The following is a 17,593-nucleotide window of genomic DNA, read 5'->3' as shown; positions in this document are numbered from 1 at the left end:
TCGGCTAGGTCGCGGAGACGCCCGCGATCTCCCCTTCCCGGAACGCGTTCACGAACAGCTGGTGGTCCCTGCGGCTCACCTCGGCGTACGCGATGCCGAAGTCGACGATCTCGCCGACGAACTCGTCCAGCCTGCCGTCGACGACGTTCTGGATGGCGTTCTCGGTCTGGAACGTGACAAGGGTCTGATCGCTGTCCTCGTCGGAGACGCAATGCACCTTCGCCGTCGCCCGGCCGAGGTCCTCGAGCACCGGCGCGATGTCTTCCGGTTCGGTGAGGTCCGACCAGTCGAGGTCCAGTTCGTACGGGGAGAGTTCGGCGACCACGAAACCGGTGTCGCCGATCTCCGTGTAGCCGAGCAGCGGATCGGTGTGTACCTGCAGGGCCCGCTGACTCACCGCGGTGCGGTGACCTTCGTGCTCGAAGTAGCCGCGGACGGCGGTTTCGTCGACGATGCGGCTCGGGGCGGCGACGTTGCCCTGCTTGAGCGACAGCACGATGTCGTTCTCGAGCGCCTGCGTCGCCCCTTCGATGAGTACGTTGTACGCAGGAAGACCGGCGCTGCCGATCCCGAAGCCCTTCCGCCCGACCACGTCCTTGATCCGGTAGAACACCGGCCGTGCCGACCGCTTGCTGCGCGGAATTCTCTCGACGTACGTCTCGACCGCCTCGCTCACGGTGGTGCGTTCCTGCTCGTCCACTTCGCGGACGCCGCGGCCGCGCCGGAAGTGCCGATCGTAGTCCTCGAGCACCGTGACGGACTCGAGCAGGCTCACCCGGGTGGCGAGGCGCGCACGAAGGAGGAGGTCGTGAATGGCGCCGCGAGAATTGTCCAGGCCCAGCGCGAAGTCCTCGTCCGCCTCCTGCCGCGCATAGTGCAGGACATGGTCGACGTAGCTGCGCAGATACGTTTCGGCCAGTTCGCGGACGTCCTTCTCGGGGAGGGCCTTCTGCCAGCCCATCAGGGCCAGGCTCGCGACGAAGCGACGAAGATCCCAGCTGAAGTGCCCCACGTACGCCTCGTCGAAATCGTTGACGTCGAAGACGAGGGTGCCTTCCGAGTTCATGTACGTGCCGAAGTTCTCCAGGTGCAGATCGCCGTGGATCCACACTCGGCCGGTGCGCTCGTCGGCCCACGGATCGTCGAAGTCACGCAGATCGTCGTAGAACAGGCAGGCGCTGCCCCGGTAGAAGGCGAACGGATCGGCGGCCATCTTCCGGAACTTCGTGCGAAACGCACTCGGGTCCGCCTCCATCAGATCGGCGAAGGCCTCGACGAGGACCTCCACGATCCGACCCTGCCTCGTGGAATCGGTGACGTCCACACCAGCCTCCTTCTCGCGGTCCACGGGGTGCCGCACGCCTGCTCACGACCGCACTGCACCACGGTAGCGTTCCCGCGCGCCCAGCGACTGCAGATACGTCCACGCATCGGCCACGATCGCATCGAGGTCCGTGTGTCTCGGTCGCCAGCCCAGTTCGGCCTGCACACGTGCGCCGGACGCGACGAGGACCGCCGGATCACCGGCGCGCCGCGGGGCGTCCCGGGTGGCGATGGTTCGGCCCGTCACGCGTTCGCAGGACGAGATCACCTCCCGCACACTGAACCCGGTGCCGGTGCCGAGGTTGTAGACGCGGTGCGTTGCGGGTCGGGCCGACTCGAGCGCGAGGATATGCGCCTCCGCCAGGTCGTGGATGTGGATGTAGTCGCGGACGGCAGTGCCGTCCGAGGTGGGCCAGTCGGTGCCGAACACCGAGATCTCGTCCCGGTGCCCGGCGGCGACCTGCAGCACCAGCGGGATCAGGTGTGTTTCCACGAGACGGTTCTCGCCGAGCCCGGCGTACGCGCCGGCGACGTTGAAGTAGCGCAGACTGCACGCGGCCAGACCGTGCGCGACCGCGTACGACGTGATCGCGTGGTCGATCGCCAGTTTGGTGGCACCGTACGGGTTGGTCGGCCGGGTCGGTGCGTCCTCGGTGATCGGCACGGAGTCCGGTGATCCGTACGTCGCTGCGGTGGAGGAGAACACCAGCCGGCCGGTACCGGACGAGCGCATGGCCTCCAGCAGGGTCAGGGTCTTGACGACGTTGGCGTTCCAGTACGTCTCCGGCGTCACCACCGACTCCCCGACGAGGGAGCGGGCGGCGAAATGCAACACGCCGTCGAAGTCCCCGCTGCCGAGAACCCGCTCGGCCGCACTCGCGACGTCCTCCTCGACGAACTCCGCTCCTGCCGGCACCGCGTCGGCGTTGCCGGTCGACAGGTCGTCCACGACCACGACCGTGTGGCCGCACTCGAGCAGCCGCTGGGCGCAGACGCTGCCGACGTAACCGGCGCCGCCGGTGACGAGAAGTTTCACTTGTTGCTCCTTCGGTTCGGCGGTGGGGGGTCGGTTCGCTCAGTCGCCGAGTCGCGCCCCCGTCGTCGGGGAGAAGTAGTGCAGGCGGGCCGGGTCCGGTGCCAGCCGGATCACCTCGCCCTTGGCCGGGGATGCGGAGTCGCTGACGCGCGCGACGATGTCGTGTCCGCCGAGTTCGCCGTCGCGGACGATGCGTCCGTAGATGTAGGCGTCCGCGCCGAGTTCCTCCACCACGTCGACCTTCACCGTGGTGCCCCGGTCGGACACGGTCCACGCCTCGGGGCGGACACCGACGACCACCCGGCCGGTGTCCAGGGCGCCCACCACCGACCGCTCGATCGGCGTCGACAGTGAACCGATCCGGGCGTCGCCGTTCACGACGTCGACCTCGAACAGGTTCATGGCCGGTGACCCGATGAACCCGGCGACGAAGCTGTTGACCGGCTTCTCGTACAGCGTCTTCGGGCTCGCGCACTGCTGCAGGATGCCCGCTTTCATGACGGCCACGCGGTCGCCCATGGTCATGGCCTCCACCTGGTCGTGGGTGACGTACACGGTGGTGGTGCCCAGCCGGCGCTGCAGCAGTGAGATTTGGGTGCGGGTCTGCACCCGGAGTTTCGCGTCGAGGTTCGACAGCGGCTCGTCCATGAGGAACACCTGCGGGTCGCGGACGATCGCCCGGCCCATCGCGACACGCTGACGCTGCCCACCGGAGAGTGCCTTCGGCTTGCGGTTCAGGTAGTCGCCGAGATCGAGAATCTTCGCGGCCTCCTCGACGCGGCGGCCGATCTCACTCTTGTCCATGCCGGCGATCTCGAGGGCGAAGCCCATGTTCTTCGCCACCGTCATGTGGGGGTACAGCGCGTAGTTCTGGAACACCATCGCGATGTCCCGTTCCTTCGGTGCGAGGGCGGTGACGTCGCGTTCGCCGATGCGGATGGCACCGTAGTCGACGTCCTCGAGACCGGCCAGCATCCGCAGCGACGTCGATTTGCCGCACCCGGAGGGGCCGACGAGGACGAGGAATTCGCCGTCCTCGATGTCGAGGTTCAGCGAATCGACGGCCGGCACATCGGAACCGGGGTACATCTTGGTGGCTGCGTCGTACGTGACTCGTGCCATGGTGTTCTCCTGGTCGTGGAAGGGGATCTCAGAGTCGGTGTGCCGAGCCCGACGGCTCGGCGTGCAGGAACTGGGGGACCGGCAGGCCGGCGGTCTCGGCGCGTCGGGCGACGTTCTCGACGACGGCGTCGACCCGGTCGGCGGGTACGAGGGCGATCGCGGAGCCGCCGAAGCCGCCGCCGGTCATCCGCGCACCCCAGGCGCCGGCCTCGAGGGCGGCGTCGACGGCGGAGTCGAGCTCGACGGAGCTGACCTCGTAGTCGTCGCGCAACGAGGCGTGCGAGCGGTTCAGGGCGTCGCCGATGTCGGCGATCCGGCCGCGGTCGAGCAGGTCGGCGACTTCCCGGACGCGGCGGATCTCGCCGAGCACGTGCCGGACCCGCTGCGCTGCCGGGGAACTCAGTCCCGCGACGGCGGCGTCGGGGTCGGCGACGTCGCGCAGGGTGGCGACGCCGAGGTCGACGCAGGCCTTCTCGATGGCGGCGCGCCGGTTGCCGTACTTGCCGTCGACCAGCCGGTGCGGCGCGTTGGTGTCGATGACCACCAGCCGGGCGTCGGCGGAGTCGAAGTCGAGCGAAACGTGGCGGGTGGCGCCGTCCCGGCAGTCGAGGAGCAGAGCGTGGCCGGGGCGGGCGAGCATCGCGACCGACTGGTCCATGCCGCCGGTGGACGCGCCGGCGATCTCGTTCTCCGCGCGGATGGACGCGGTGATCAGCGGGCGGCGGCCGGCGTCGTCCGTGGGCAGTCCGGCGAGGTCGGCGGCGGCGAGAGCGAAGGCGCACTCGAGCGCTGCCGAACTCGACAGCCCGGAGCCGACGGGGACCGTCGAATGCACTGCGACGTCGAAACCGGTTCCCGCCGTGAGGTGTCCGGACCGGTGTAGCGCCCACACCACCCCGGCGACGTACGCGGCCCAGCCGGCCGGGTGGCCCGGGGCGACGTCGTCGAGCGGACCGCGCCAGGACTCGCCGGTGTGCGTGGACACGGCGTGCAGGATCCCGTCGCCCCGCACACGGACGGCGACGACCGTCACGTAGGGGAGCGCGAACGGCAGGACCAGTCCGCCGGCGTAGTCGACGTGCTCACCGATGAGGTTGACTCGGCCGGGTGCCGTCCAGACGCCGTCCGCGGCGCCGCCGAACGTGCTGCGGAACAGCGCCTCCGCGGGGCCGGCGACCGAGGCGGCGTCGACGGGGGTGACCCACTGCGCACCATTCACGACGCCACCTCCCGCAGCCGGTCGGCGATGCGCTCGGGGGTGGTGTCGTTGACCCACGCCCCCATCCCGGACTCGGATCCCGCCAGGTACTTCATCCGGCCCGGCGACCGCATCATCGAGAACAGTTGCAGGTGCAGGCGTCCGAGCGGACGGTCCTCGCCGACGGGCGCCTGGTGCCACGCGGCGATGTAGGGCACGGCGTCGACACCCTCGAAGAACCGGTCGACCCGCCGCAGCAGTTCGAGATAGACGTGGGCGAGTTCGTCCCGCTCGTCTTCGGACAGTTCGGTGAGGTCACGGACGTCGCGGTGCGGTGCGAGATGCACCTCCAGCGGCCAGCGCGAGGCGGCGGGAACGTACGCGGTCCAGTGCTCGGCGGCCAGGACCACGCGCCTGCCGGATCGTGTTTCGGCGTCGAGGACGTCGGCGAGCAGCAGCCGCCCGGTGCTCTCGAAGTGCTCGCGGGAGCGCCGGATCAGTGCGTCCGTGCGGGGCGGCAGGTACGGGTAGGCGTAGATCTGCCCGTGCGGATGGGTCAGGGTGACGCCGATTTCCTTGCCCCGGTTCTCGAAGCAGAACACCTGCCGGACCCCCGGCAGCGTCGACAGTTCGGCGGTGCGGTCGGCCCAGACGTCGACGACGGTGCGGACCCGGTCGACGCTCAGGGTGGCGAAGGCGGCATCGGGGTTGCTGGTGAAGCACACGACCTCGCACCTGCCCGCTCCCGGTGCCAACGGCCACAACGCTTCTCCGTCGACGCAGTCCGGAAGGTCCTGCTCGGCGGCGGCCGTCGCCAGCGACGGGAAACGGTTCTCGAACACCACCACGTCGTAGTCGTCGGCCGGAATCTCCGTAGGTGCCTTGCCCGGCACGCTCGGGGCGAGCGGCGACGCGTCCGGCGGCGGCAGGAACGTGCGGTCCATCCGCTGGGCAGCGATGACCACCCATTCCCCGGTGAGCACGTCGAACCGCATCTGCGACTGCGACACCGCCGGCGGCAGCGGACGTGAATCCACCAGCTCGCGGGTGGCTCCGCCCGACACGTACGGCTCGGAGTCGTCGAAGTAGATCAGTTCGCGGCCGTCCGCGAGGGTCGTCCGGGTCTTGCGCATCCGGAGCCGCGTCCCGGTCTCCGGCGCATCCTGTTCGTCACGCACGGTCATCGGTGGGTCCTTCCCGGTTCTCCCGTGTCACCACGAGGTCGCCGACGTGGTCGGCGAGAGCTTCCTGGGCGGTGCGCTCGAGCCCGGCGTCGGTGATGAGGATGTCGACGTCGGACAGTGGGATCGTGTTCGCCAGCGCGGTCACCCCCCACTTCGTGTGGTCGGCGAGCACCACGACCCGCCGCGACGACGCGACGAGCGCCTGATTGGTCTGTGCTTCCATCAAATTGGGGCAGGTGAGTCCGGAGTCGATCCCCATGCCGTGCGTACCCAGGAACAGCATGTCCACGTGGATCCCGCGCAGGGCGGCGACCGTGAGCGGCCCGACCAGCGCGAACGACGGGGTGCGCTGACCACCGGTGAGGAGGATGGTCTGGTCGTCGCGGCCGCCCTCGTGGAAGGCGTCGGCGACGGGCAGCGAATTGGTGACGACGGTGATGTCGGGGACGTCGAGGAGTTCGCGGGCGAGGGCGTGCGTGGTGGTGCCGCCGGAGATGCCCACCGACGTGCCTGGCCGCACCAGCCGGGCGGCGGCGCGGGCGATGGCCCGCTTGGCCTCCCGGTCGAGTTCGGACTTCGCCGAGAACCCCGGTTCGTGCACACTTGCCGACCGCGGCAGCGTGACCCCGCCGTGCACCCGCTCGACGAGTCCCTGCTCGACGAGTTCGTTGATGTCGCGCCGGATGGTCATGTCGGAGACCCCGAGCGTCGCGCCGAGGTCGACGACCTTCACCGCACCGCGGGAGGTGACCTCGTCGAGGATCACCTGCTGGCGCTGACGAGCGAGCATCATGCGTCCGCCTTTCGGGTCCGGGCGCCGGTGTCGGCGCTGTCTTCGCGAATCACAGCACAGCTGCCGGGTGCCAGCGTGAGCGGTCCGTCGACCACTCGTTCGGTGACGAGGTCGGTGCCGGACACCTCGACGGTCACCTTCTCGGGCGTGTGGTTGAGGACGAACAGCCACGACCCGTTCTCGCCCCGCCTGCGTACGATCTCGACGGCGGAGTTCTGTCCCGCGTGGAGATCGAGACCTGCTGCGGCGCAGATCGTCTCGGCGATCCTCGCCCAGCCCTGCGTGTCGGGGACGGTGGCGAGGTACCAGGCCGCGCCGTCGCCGACCGGCCTGCGGGTGAGGGCGGGCACGCCCTGCAGATGCCCCTCGGTGTGGCGGGCGAGAACGTCCACGTCCTCGGACACCGTCAGGTACTCGGTCCAGATGCGGGCCGCGGTGCCGTCGTCGAGGGCGACGGTCTCGTCGGCGCCGAGCGGGAAGAACTCCTCGGTGCGGACACCCAGCAGGTCGCGGAACGCCCCGGGGTAGCCGCCGAGCCGGATGTGATCGTCGCGGTCCGCGATCCCGGAGAATGCGGTGACCAGCACCTGGGCGCCGGCGCGGGTCGCGGCCTCGATGCGCGCGGCGTCCTCGTCGCTGCACAGGTACACGGCCGGAACGACCACCACGGCGTACCGGCTCAGGTCGGCGTCCGCGGGGATCACGTCACACGTGACGCCGGAGAAGGCGTGGTGGGCGCGTTCGGCGATCGCCATGGGCTGCATCAACCGGGACGGGTGCCCGTCCTGCTCGCACGCCCACTGCGACTCCCAGTCGAACAGCACACCCACCGGCGCCTCGACGCGACTGCCTGCCACCGGTTCGAGGCGGCGCAGCACGGCGCCGAGCTGGACGACTTCCCGCCATCGCGCGGAGTCGGTGCCCGCGTGCGGAACCAGGGCCGAATGGAATTTCTCCGCACCCGCGTCGGACGCGCGGAACTGGAAGAAGGCGATGCCGTCCGCTCCGCGGGCGACGTGGGCGAGGGAGTTGCGCAGCATCTCCCCGGGTGCCTTCGCCCGGTTGACCGGCTGCCAGTTGACGGCGCTCGTCGAATGTTCCATCAGCAACCACGGCCGTGAGCCGGCGATGCCGCGGGTCAGGTCGGCCGAGAACGACAGCCGGTGGTGGGCGGCGCCGTCGCCCGTCGCGGGCCCCACCAGGTAGTGGTCGGTGGACACCAGGTCCTGTTCGGGCGCCCACTGCGTGTAGTTCATGTCGCCGGCGAGCGACTGCGGTGAGCCCATGCCCACCATGAAGTTGGTGGTGACCGGGATGTCGGGGGTGATGCGCCGCAACACCTCCCGCTCGGCGAGGTACTGGTCGAGGAGGGCGTCCGAGCAGAACCGGCGCCAGTCCAGCAGATGCGTGGGATTGCCGAACGTCGTGCTCGCGGCGGGCGGCACCACTTCGTTCCAGTCGCTGTAGTGCTGGCTCCAGAACGTCGTGCCCCACGCCCGGTTGAGTTCGGTCAGGTCGCCGTAGCGACGCTGCAGCCACCGCCGGAACGCCCGCGCACTGTCGGGGGAGTAGCAGCGTGAGTTGTGGCAGCCGAGTTCGTTCGACACATGCCAGAGCGCGAGTGCGGGGTGGCCGCCGTATCGGGTCGCCATCTTCTCGACGAGGACGAGGGAGTGGTCGCGGTAGATCGGGGAACTCGGGCTCCATGTCTGCCTGCTGCCGATCTCGTACCGGTAGCCACGCTCGTCCACGGGCCGGACCTCGGGATGCGCGGCCGTGAGCCAGGGCGGTGGGGACGCGGTCGCGGTGGCCAGGTCGACGCGGACGCCGCCGTCGTGCAGGAGGTCGAGGACGCGATCGAGCCAGCCGAAGTCCCACGTGTCGGGGGTGGGCTGGAGCCGCGCCCAGGAGAAGACGCCGACGGTCGCGAAGTCGACACACGCCTCGCGCATGAGTTCGACGTCGCGCTGCCAGATCTCTTCCGGCCACTGCTCGGGGTTGTAGTCACCGCCGAAGGAAATGCCCCGGGTCGGCCACCGCAGGTGCCGCCCGCCGGAATCGCTCGCTGTGTGCATGCTCACAATCTGTCGGATCGCTGTTCAAAAGTCAACACTAATGAACATTTCTGCACTTGTGCAGGTGAATGCGCATGCGACTGGTTGACAACGCGCAGTGCGGCGTGATTTTGTAACCTGCATCACGTAAGGGCGTGAGGCGACAGCACCGAAATGTGATCGAAGTTGTTCGATTTCGATCAGGTGGTGAGCGACTCCGCCCCCACCCGGTACTCAACCGAAAAGGGCACCATGAACCGAAACGAGCTGCCGCACCCGTGGCAACCCTCCCGGCGCACCTTTCTCAAGGCCGCGCTCGGCGCCGCGGGCGCCCTGTCGACCGCGGGCCTGCTGTCCGGGTGCACGAGCGGTGTCGACCCCCACGTGATCACCCTCGGATCGCGGCTGTCGGACAAGAACGCCAAACTCGGCGTCCAGGACGTCGTCGGGATGTTCCAGCAGCAGACCGGCGCCGCCGTGCGGATCAACTCCGTCGACTCCACCTCGTTCCAGGAGAACGTCAACAACTACTTGCAGGGCACCCCGGATGACGTCTTCACCTGGATGTCGGGGTACCGCATGAAGTACTTCGCCGACAAGGGTCTCGTCGACGACGTCAGCTCGGTGTGGCAAGCGCACGGCAGCGGCTTCAGTGACAGTTTCCGTGAGGCGTCCACCGGAACCGACGGCCAGCAGTATCTGATCCCGTTCTTCTACTACCCGTGGGCGGTGTTCTACCGCCCCAGCCTCTGGCAGCAGCGCGGCTACGCGCCGCCGAAGACGTTCGACGAATGGGTGGCCCTGTCCAAGCGCATGCAGGCCGACGGACTCACCCCGATTGGGTTCGGCGTCCGCGACGGCTGGCCCCCGTTCGGCACGTTCGACTATCTCGACCTGCGCCTCAACGGCGTCGACTTCCACCGCTCCCTCCTCGCGGGCGAGGTGAGCTGGACCGACAACCGCGTCCGGTCGGTGTTCGACACCTGGCGCGAGATTCTCCCGTTCCACCAGCCGCAACCGCTGGGCCGCAAGATGTCCGAGGCGCAGCAGGCACTCCTGAACAAGGAAGTCGGCATGCTGGTGGCCGGCATGTTCGTCGCGCAGAGCTTCCCCGCGGGACCCGACCGGGAGGATCTGGACTTCTTCGCGTTCCCCGAACTCGACTCCGCCGTCGGCACTTCGGCGGTCGAGGCGCCGATGGACGGATTCATGATGCGCAAGGACCCGCGGAACCTCGGTGGCGCGCAGCAGTTCCTTTCCTTCCTCACCAGCGCCGACGCCGCAGTCGCGTATGCGAAGCAGGACCCCCAGGCGATACCCGCGCACCGCGACGCCGATCTGTCGAGTTTCTCTCCGCTCGTGCAGAAGTCGGCCGCCCTCGTCCAGGGTGCGGGGTCCATCACCCAGTTCCTCGACCGGGACACCCGCCCCGACTTCGCGTCCGTCGTCATGATCCCGGCGATGCAGCAGTTCCTGGGCAACCCGAACGACGTCGACGGCCTGGTCCGCAGCATCGAGCGTCAGAAGGCGGCGGTGTTCGGGCAATGAGAGCACACGAGAAGACAACGACCACCATCACGGTCCCGACAGGTCAGGTGAATTCATGACCAGCACAGTTCCTCCCCAGACCGGAACCGAACCCAGGATTCGGGCACCGAAGATCCGGCGCAGCCGGGGTGACCGGTGGACCATCGCCGTCATGCTCGGGCTGCCCGCCGCGATCGTGATCGGGATGGTGTGGATTCCCACCGTGTTCACGGTGATCCTGTCGTTCGCACGCTGGGACGGCATCGGCGGCACGTCCACCATCGAGTGGATCGGCCCGCAGAACTACGTCGACGCCGTCCAGGCGTACCCCCCGTTCCAGCAGGCCCTCCACAACAACGTCCTCTGGCTGGCGTTCCTGTTCGTCTTCCCGACGATCCTCGGCATCTTCCTCGCGGTCCTCCTCGACCGGGGTCTGAAGGGAAGCCGGCTGTACCAGAGCATCTTCTACATCCCCGTGGTGTTGTCGATGGCACTGGTTGGGTTCGTGTGGCAGCTGATCTACGCCACCGACGGCGGCGTGCTCAACACCATCCTCGGCACGGACGTCGACTGGCTAGGCAACCCCGACGTCAACATCTGGGCCGTCATGGTCGCCGCCAGCTGGCGGCACACCGGCTACATCATGTTGCTGTACTTGGCCGGTCTCAAGGCCATCGACCCGTCGGTGCGCGAAGCGGCCCTCATGGACGGTGCGGGTCCGATCCGCACGTTCTTCCGGATCGTGTTCCCCCTGATGAAGCCCACCAACCTGCTGATCATCGTCATCACCGTCATCGAGGCCCTGCGCGCCTTCGACCTCGTGTGGGTGATCAACAAGGGCCGCAACGGACTCGAACTCATCTCCGCCCTCGTCACCGCCAACGTCGTGGGCGAAGCGGGCCGGGTCGGATTCGGGTCTGCCCTGGCGACGATCATGCTCGTGATCTCGCTGGTATTCATTGCCCTCTATCTCTGGATCGTGATGCGGAGCGACGACTGATGACCATGACGACACCCCTCGCCGACCACAGTGCGCCCGTCGACCGGACCGGGCCCCGCAACAAGGCCGCGGTGGCCAACCGGCGCCGGCTGAGTACCGCGCACGCCGCGATCTACCTCCTTCTCACCGCCCTGGCATTGCTGTGGATCTTCCCGCTGCTGTGGGCGCTCTACAACTCGTTCCGCGACTACGACTACGTCCTCAGCCACGGCTACCTCTCGGTCGGCGGTTTCACGCTCAGCAATTACACCGAGTCGTGGGAGGTCGGCGGAATCCCGCACTACTTCCTCAACTCGATGCTCATCACCATCCCGGCGGTGCTGCTGATCCTGTTCATCGGGTCGATGGCGGCGTTCGTGCTCGCCCGGTTCCCGTGGAAGTTCAACGTGATCATGCTGGCGGTGTTCATCGCGGGCAATCTGCTGCCGCAGCAGACACTGCTGACCCCGTTGTTCCGTCTGTACAACGCGATTCCGCTGCCGTACTGGATGAGTTCGTCGGGCTCGCTCTACGACAGCTACTGGGGACTGATCCTGGTGCACGTCGCGTTCCAGACCGGTTTCTGCGTGTTCGTGCTCAGCAACTACATGAAGACGGTCCCGCCGGAACTGCTCGAGGCGGCGACGGTGGACGGCGCCGGGCTGTTCCGTCAGTACTGGCAGGTGGTCCTCCCGCTGTGCCGTCCGGCGCTGGCCGCGCTCGCGACGCTCATGATCACCTGGATTTACAACGACTTCTTTTGGGCACTGGCGCTGATGGTCAGCGGCGACAAGCTGCCGGTCACCACCGCACTGCAGAATCTGCAGGGCAGCTTCTTCACCGACACCAACCTGCTCGCCGCCGGATCGGTGCTCGTCGCACTGCCGACGGTGCTCGTATTCGTCGCGCTGCAGCGGCATTTCGTTTCCGGACTGACAATGGGAGCCAACAAGTGACTGCGACTTCACCGCACGCGTACGTCCACCTCACCGCCGGTGGCGTGTCCGTCGTTCTCGATCTCACCGGGGGCCGGTTGCCGGCGATCGTGCACTGGGGTGCGGCGCTCGGCGACCTCGACCTCGCCGACGTCGAAGCCCTGGCGCAGGCGAATATCGAGCCCCCGGCGGGCAACGTGGTCGATCTCCCGGTGCGGCTGTCGATACTCCCCGAACACCACACCGGGTGGGTGGGGAAGCCCGGGATCGCGGGGCACCGGGACGGCGCCGACTGGTCGCCGCTGTTCACGACCACCGCGCTCACGGTCGACGCAGCCGAGCACCGGTCGGGACTCGTCGCGGTCGGTGCCGGCGCGGTGCGGGTCGCCGCGCACGACACGGTCGCCGATCTCGGTCTGGTCCTCGACATCGAGCTGCTACCGAGCGGCCTGCTCCGGGCGCGCGCCGAGGTCACGAACGCGGGCGACTCCTTCTACGTTCTCGACGACCTCCAGCTCGCCTTCCCGGTCCCGCCGCAGGCCCGCGAGATCCTCGACTTCGCGGGCCGGTGGGGGAAGGAACGGACCCCGCAGCGCCGTGAACTCACCGTCGGCATCCACGAACGCGAAGGACGGAAGGGACGCACCGGCCCGGACGCCGCGACCGTGCTCTCCGTCGGCGTGCCCGGATTCGGGTTCGGTCGCGGCGAAGTGTGGGGCACCCACGTCGCGTTCAGCGGCAACCACCGCCACTACGCCGAACGTCTCTTCACCGGTTTCCAGGTGGTCGGCGGCGGGGAACTGCTCCTGCCGGGCGAGGTACGGCTCGCGGACGGCGAGAGTTACGCAACGCCCTGGGTCTACGGCGCCTACGGCGACGGCCTCGACGCCCAGGCACATCGCTTCCACGACTATCTCCGGTCGCGGCCCACGCACCCGCGGCGCGTGCGCCCGGTGACGATCAACGTGTGGGAGGCGGTCTATTTCGACCACGACCTGGCCCGGTTGACGGACCTGGCGGATCGCGCGGCGAAGCTCGGCGTCGAACGCTATGTGCTCGACGACGGCTGGTTCAGGTACCGGCGCAACGATCTGGCGGGCCTGGGGGACTGGCACGTCGACGAGACGGTGTGGCCGAACGGTCTGCATCCGCTCGTCGATCACGTGCGTTCCCTCGGCATGGAGTTCGGCCTGTGGTTCGAACCGGAGATGATCAACCTCGATTCCGACCTCGCGCGGGCGCATCCGGAGTGGGTCATGGCGACCGGCGGGCGCACGCCCGTGCCGTCCCGGAACCAGCAGGTGCTCAATCTGGGGATCCCCGAGGCGTACGACCACATCCTGGAGCGCATGTCCGCGATCCTCGGCGAGTACGACATCGCCTACATCAAGTGGGACCACAACCGCGACCTGATCGACGCGGGCACCGCACCGCACGGCCGCGCCGGCGTCCACGACCAGACCCTCGCGACCTACCGGTTGATGGACGAACTGAAGCGCCGCTTCCCAGGACTGGAGATCGAATCCTGCTCGTCGGGCGGAGCGCGGGTGGACCTCGGAATCCTCGAGCGCACCGACCGCGTCTGGGTCTCGGACTGCATCGATCCGCTCGAGCGCCAGCAGATGAACCGGTGGACGATGCAGCTGCTTCCCCCCGAGCTGCTGGGCTCGCACATCGCGTCCGGCATCTCCCACACGACCGGCCGGTACCACCGCCTGTCCTTCCGGGCGGGGACGGCGCTCTACGGTCACCTCGGAATCGAGTGGGATCTCGCGACCGCCACCGACGACGAGAACGTCCAGCTCGCGGTATGGATCGACCTGTACAAGCGGCACCGGGAACTCCTGCACACGGGAACGATGGTGCGCGCCGACGAGATCGACCCGACCCTGCTCGTCTACGGCGCGGTCGCGCAGGACCGGGCGGAGGCGCTGTTCTTCCTCGCGTACGTCGGGCGCTCCGAGGTGTCACCGCGCGGCAGGTTCACGCTGCCCGGGCTCGACCCCGACCGGCGCTATCGGGTGCGTCCCGTCTTCGCCGGTGCACCGGACGAGGGCCTGAAACCCCCGGCGTGGTTCGACGTGCACCCACAGGGTGGTCGAGCCGACGGGCTGTCCGCGGGGAGCGAGGTTCCCGGCGTCTCGATGACGGGCCGGGCCCTCGCGGTCGCCGGACTGCAGACACCCGCGTCCTTCCCCGACGACGTGGTCGTGCTCTCCGTCACCGCGGAGGCGTAGCCGCGGCACCAGGTGGGCAGGATTCACCCTGGGGTAGGTGGCCGGTGCCCCCGCAGCGGGGCACCATGGTTTTCACCAGTCGGCGAAAAAGTTGAACCGCAGGAGGTAAGTCAACACTCGAACGCCGCATGAAGAGAACACCTCACAGGAACCCGAACCCGGTGAGGTGTTTTCGTCTGTTCTGCCGGGCGGGTCAGAACTCCATGCCCGCGTCGGCGCCCATCTGCATGGTGGTGTTTCCGCCGTCGAGGGATTCCCGGATGATGTCGGCGTGACCGGAATGGTGGCCGGTCTCCCGGATGATGTGGAGCAGGGTGCGGCGGATCGTCCACCACTGCCGCTCGGGTGCCCAGGGTGCGGTGGGCAGTGGGACGAGCACGTCCAGGTCGTCGAGGCCGGCCACGGCGGCCTCCGTCGCGCGGGCCACTTCGGCGTACTCGGCGAGCAGTCCCTCGAGGGTTTCGTCTTCGCGCATGTAGTACTTCTCCATCGCCCACTCCATGTCGAACTCCGCGTTCTCGTCCGGCTCGAGAATGGTTTCGACCCAGTGCTTTTCCGTGTGGGACACGTGCTTGATCAGTCCGCCGAGCGTCAGGTCGCTGACGGTCGAACGTTGCCGTGCCTGTGCGTCGTCGATGTCGCGGACGGTGATCAACAGGGTGGCTCGCTGCTCCTGCAGGATCTGGAGGAGGTCGGCGCGCTCACCGGTGGCCGGGGACTTCTGCGAAGTGGTCATGAGAAGAACAATAGAAGCGATTGAGGTCAGAAACGGTCCTCATTAGGAAGGCCTTCTCAGGGTTTTTCTCGGGGTCCAAGTTGGGTGCCTTCCTGGATGTGTGGAAAGCGCGCGCCGCGAAGGATTCTCGGTATGAACTTCGACTCTCCGGGGCCGGCACCCCGGTCTTCGCACCGACGCGTATGGCCCCGCGTTCTCGGGGGCATGGTGTCGCCCGTCCTCGTCGCCGTCACGGTGGGAGTCGGCACGTTCGTGTACGCCTCGACCGCCGCCGAGAGCGATACCGGCGGGCAGATGGAATTCCGGCGAGCCCTGACGATTCCGCCGCTCGCGCCGGGTGTTGCGGGCCCCGATTTGGGTACCCCCACGGTGACGCGCCATACCGATATCGCCGGGTCGAGCCGGATCGGCGCGGGCGAACCCGCGATGCCCCACCAGCCCGCACCCGGGTGACCCCGCTCGGTTCTCTCTTCTGGGTCCGCCCAGCCCACCGATGATCAGCCCACCGATGAAAGGAATCATCATGATCCGCACGACGATGACCGCACTGGCAGCCGTGGCTCTCGTGTTCGGCGCCGCGTCCGTGACCCAGACCGCTGCCGCCCACCCGGCCTGCAACTCCTCCTACGAGGGCACGACCAACGACGAGTACGACCCGGACCCCGACTTCACGGGGACGACCAACGACGAGTACGACCCCGATCCCGAGTATTCGGGTACGTCCAACCGCGAATACGACCCCGACCCGGAGTTCCACGGCAGTACCGATCCGTGCCAGGTGTGAGTCCGGTCAGCGGTTCCGGCGCAGCCACGGAGACACACCGGGAGCGAACAGGGCGAGCACTCCCACCGCGACGAGGGCGCTGTAGGCGAGCGGCGCCCACTGCAGCACACCGGCGGTCGCGTCACCGGCGTCGGACAGCAGGGTCCACAGGCCCACTCCGCCGGCGACGCTGAGGACGCCGACGACCGCGAGGGTGATCTGGCCCGCCGGTTTCCGGGCGCGCAGGAGTTGTATGCCCAGCAGTCCGAGGAGGATCAGGACGACGGCGATGGCGCCGCTGGCGATCAGCGTCAGGTTCACCGTGTCGGTGATGTCCGTCGCGGAATCGCCGGGATTGTCGGCGGCGACCGACGCCTCGAGGGCGTCGCGGACCGCGCCGAGGTCGAGCGCGATGGCGCCGGCGATTCCGGCGAGAACGACGAACGATCCCACCCAGGCGGACAGCGACACCGCGACGGCCTTCGGGGTGGCATCGGTGGGGGTGGCGCGCAGCGGGGTGACCGCGAACTCCGGACGCGGCGGTACGGGTCGCGGCGGTTCGGGCCGGCGTGGCGGCTGTTCGGGTGTCGTCACGCTGCGATCCTATCGACCTGCCGTACCGTGGCGTGCCGACGCGCGGGTCCGCGTCGGCGGCCCCGAAGCAAGGCCTCGAAACACGGCGCCGAAAAAGATGTGGGCATCCGGGAACAAATCTCCGCACCCCTCCGTTGAGCCTTACGACAACATGAGCGTGCAAGACTCAAGTTCGAATTGACTCCCGACGGTGTCGGAGTGCAAACTTGAGCGGAGGGCGCTCACTAAGCGCCAACATCGCAGTTCAGTAATGAAAAACCTGCCCACAGGACTGCAAAACGAAAGTGAGGAACACTATGGCTCGTGCCGTCGGTATCGACCTCGGTACAACGAACTCGGTCGTGTCTGTGCTGGAAGGCGGCGAGCCCGTAGTGGTCGCCAACGCCGAAGGTTCACGCACCACCCCGTCGATCGTCGCCTTCGCCAAGAACGGTGAGGTGCTGGTCGGCCAGCCCGCCAAGAACCAGGCCGTCACCAACGTCGACCGCACCATCCGCTCCGTCAAGCGCCACATCGGCACCGACTGGAACGTGGAGATCGACGGCAAGAAGTACACGCCCCAGGAGATCAGCGCGCGCACGCTCATGAAGCTGAAGCGCGACGCCGAGGCGTACCTGGGTGAGGACATCACGGACGCCGTGATCACCGTCCCCGCGTACTTCGAGGACGCCCAGCGTCAGGCCACGAAGGAAGCCGGCCAGATCGCCGGCCTCAACGTCCTGCGCATCGTCAACGAGCCCACCGCGGCCGCACTGGCCTACGGCCTGGACAAGGGTGACAAGGAACAGACCATCCTGGTCTTCGACCTCGGTGGCGGCACCTTCGACGTCTCGCTGCTCGAAATCGGCGACGGCGTCGTCGAAGTCCGGGCCACGTCCGGCGACAACCACCTCGGTGGTGACGACTGGGACGAGCGCATCGTCACGTGGCTCGTCGACAAGTTCAAGGCTCAGAACGGCATCGATCTGACCAAGGACAAGATGGCCCTGCAGCGTCTCCGTGAGGCTGCCGAGAAGGCCAAGATCGAACTGAGCTCCTCGCAGAGCACGTCGATCAACCTGCCCTACATCACCGTCGACGCGGACAAGAACCCGCTGTTCCTCGACGAGCAG

The 17,593-nt window shown here is 68.1% G+C and carries 16 protein-coding genes; 7 read left to right on the top strand and 9 right to left on the bottom strand.

Annotated features, from left to right (window positions below; genetic code table 11):
• Positions 1-4: 4 nt before the first annotated feature.
• The 7 genes from ACNJ7E_RS07620 to ACNJ7E_RS07590 are packed head-to-tail and all read right to left on the bottom strand — an operon-like array spanning position 5 to position 8,731.
• Positions 5-1,324: a DUF2252 domain-containing protein gene (locus tag ACNJ7E_RS07620; RefSeq protein WP_418339503.1), complete on the bottom strand. Its 1,320-nt coding sequence runs from the start codon at positions 1,322-1,324 to the stop codon at positions 5-7.
• A 42-nt stretch (positions 1,325-1,366) separates the two neighbouring features.
• Entirely contained in the window at positions 1,367-2,359 is a 993-nt protein-coding gene (gene galE / locus ACNJ7E_RS07615) for a UDP-glucose 4-epimerase GalE (protein WP_418339502.1), read from the bottom strand.
• 39 nt (positions 2,360-2,398) lie between these two features.
• On the bottom strand, positions 2,399-3,481 hold the full coding sequence (locus ACNJ7E_RS07610; RefSeq protein ID WP_280780847.1) for an ABC transporter ATP-binding protein: 1,083 nt from the start codon (positions 3,479-3,481) through the stop codon (positions 2,399-2,401).
• Between the two features lie 28 nt (positions 3,482-3,509).
• Complete coding sequence (gene galK, locus ACNJ7E_RS07605; protein WP_280780848.1) at positions 3,510-4,700, bottom strand: galactokinase; 1,191 nt, start codon at positions 4,698-4,700, stop codon at positions 3,510-3,512.
• Positions 4,697-5,863 (bottom strand): galactose-1-phosphate uridylyltransferase, encoded by a 1,167-nt coding sequence (gene galT / locus ACNJ7E_RS07600; RefSeq protein ID WP_280780849.1) that lies wholly within the window; start codon positions 5,861-5,863, stop codon positions 4,697-4,699. Before galT ends, galK begins: the two co-directional genes overlap by 4 nt.
• Positions 5,850-6,656 carry a DeoR/GlpR family DNA-binding transcription regulator gene (locus tag ACNJ7E_RS07595; RefSeq protein WP_283333498.1) on the bottom strand — a complete coding sequence of 269 codons (807 nt, stop codon included), beginning with the start codon at positions 6,654-6,656 and terminating at the stop codon, positions 5,850-5,852. The genes galT and ACNJ7E_RS07595 overlap by 14 nt, the downstream gene beginning before the upstream one ends.
• Complete coding sequence (locus ACNJ7E_RS07590; RefSeq protein WP_283333499.1) at positions 6,653-8,731, bottom strand: beta-galactosidase; 2,079 nt, start codon at positions 8,729-8,731, stop codon at positions 6,653-6,655. Before ACNJ7E_RS07590 ends, ACNJ7E_RS07595 begins: the two co-directional genes overlap by 4 nt.
• A gap of 231 nt (positions 8,732-8,962) precedes the next feature.
• Here ACNJ7E_RS07590 and ACNJ7E_RS07585 point away from each other — a divergent pair, with 231 nt between their 5' ends.
• Genes ACNJ7E_RS07585 through ACNJ7E_RS07570 form a run of 4 tightly spaced genes read left to right on the top strand, consistent with a single transcriptional unit; the run spans position 8,963 to position 14,388 of the window.
• Entirely contained in the window at positions 8,963-10,258 is a 1,296-nt protein-coding gene (locus tag ACNJ7E_RS07585; RefSeq protein ID WP_418339501.1) for an ABC transporter substrate-binding protein, read from the top strand.
• Positions 10,259-10,313: 55 nt separating this feature from the next.
• Complete coding sequence (locus ACNJ7E_RS07580) at positions 10,314-11,237, top strand: carbohydrate ABC transporter permease (RefSeq protein ID WP_418339500.1); 924 nt, start codon at positions 10,314-10,316, stop codon at positions 11,235-11,237.
• A complete protein-coding gene (locus ACNJ7E_RS07575) occupies positions 11,237-12,172 on the top strand; it encodes a carbohydrate ABC transporter permease (RefSeq protein WP_280780854.1) in 936 nt (311 codons plus the stop codon). The genes ACNJ7E_RS07580 and ACNJ7E_RS07575 overlap by 1 nt, the downstream gene beginning before the upstream one ends.
• Positions 12,169-14,388 (top strand): alpha-galactosidase, encoded by a 2,220-nt coding sequence (locus ACNJ7E_RS07570; RefSeq protein WP_317567928.1) that lies wholly within the window; start codon positions 12,169-12,171, stop codon positions 14,386-14,388. Before ACNJ7E_RS07575 ends, ACNJ7E_RS07570 begins: the two co-directional genes overlap by 4 nt.
• Positions 14,389-14,581: 193 nt before the next feature.
• Here the strand turns inward: ACNJ7E_RS07570 and ACNJ7E_RS07565 are convergent, their stop codons facing one another.
• Positions 14,582-15,124, bottom strand: coding sequence for a DinB family protein (locus ACNJ7E_RS07565; protein ID WP_280780856.1), 543 nt, complete (start codon positions 15,122-15,124; stop codon positions 14,582-14,584).
• Positions 15,125-15,256: 132 nt separating this feature from the next.
• On the opposite strand from ACNJ7E_RS07565, the gene ACNJ7E_RS07560 reads away from it, so the two are divergent.
• Entirely contained in the window at positions 15,257-15,577 is a 321-nt protein-coding gene (locus ACNJ7E_RS07560) for a hypothetical protein (protein ID WP_418339499.1), read from the top strand.
• Positions 15,578-15,647: 70 nt separating this feature from the next.
• Entirely contained in the window at positions 15,648-15,908 is a 261-nt protein-coding gene (locus ACNJ7E_RS07555) for a hypothetical protein (protein ID WP_005238337.1), read from the top strand.
• 6 nt (positions 15,909-15,914) lie between these two features.
• On the opposite strand, the gene ACNJ7E_RS07550 is transcribed toward ACNJ7E_RS07555, so the two are convergent.
• Positions 15,915-16,481 carry a hypothetical protein gene (locus tag ACNJ7E_RS07550; protein ID WP_280780858.1) on the bottom strand — a complete coding sequence of 189 codons (567 nt, stop codon included), beginning with the start codon at positions 16,479-16,481 and terminating at the stop codon, positions 15,915-15,917.
• Between the two features lie 296 nt (positions 16,482-16,777).
• On the opposite strand from ACNJ7E_RS07550, the gene ACNJ7E_RS07545 reads away from it, so the two are divergent.
• A partial coding sequence (locus ACNJ7E_RS07545) for an Hsp70 family protein (protein WP_418339498.1) occupies positions 16,778-17,593 on the top strand: 816 nt, incomplete at its 3' end.

This window comes from Rhodococcus mengyinensis (assembly GCF_048381435.1).
Taxonomy (GTDB): Bacteria; Actinomycetota; Actinomycetes; order Mycobacteriales; family Mycobacteriaceae; genus Rhodococcus_F; species Rhodococcus_F opacus_D.
This window is presented reverse-complemented; position numbering and strand designations above follow the sequence as displayed.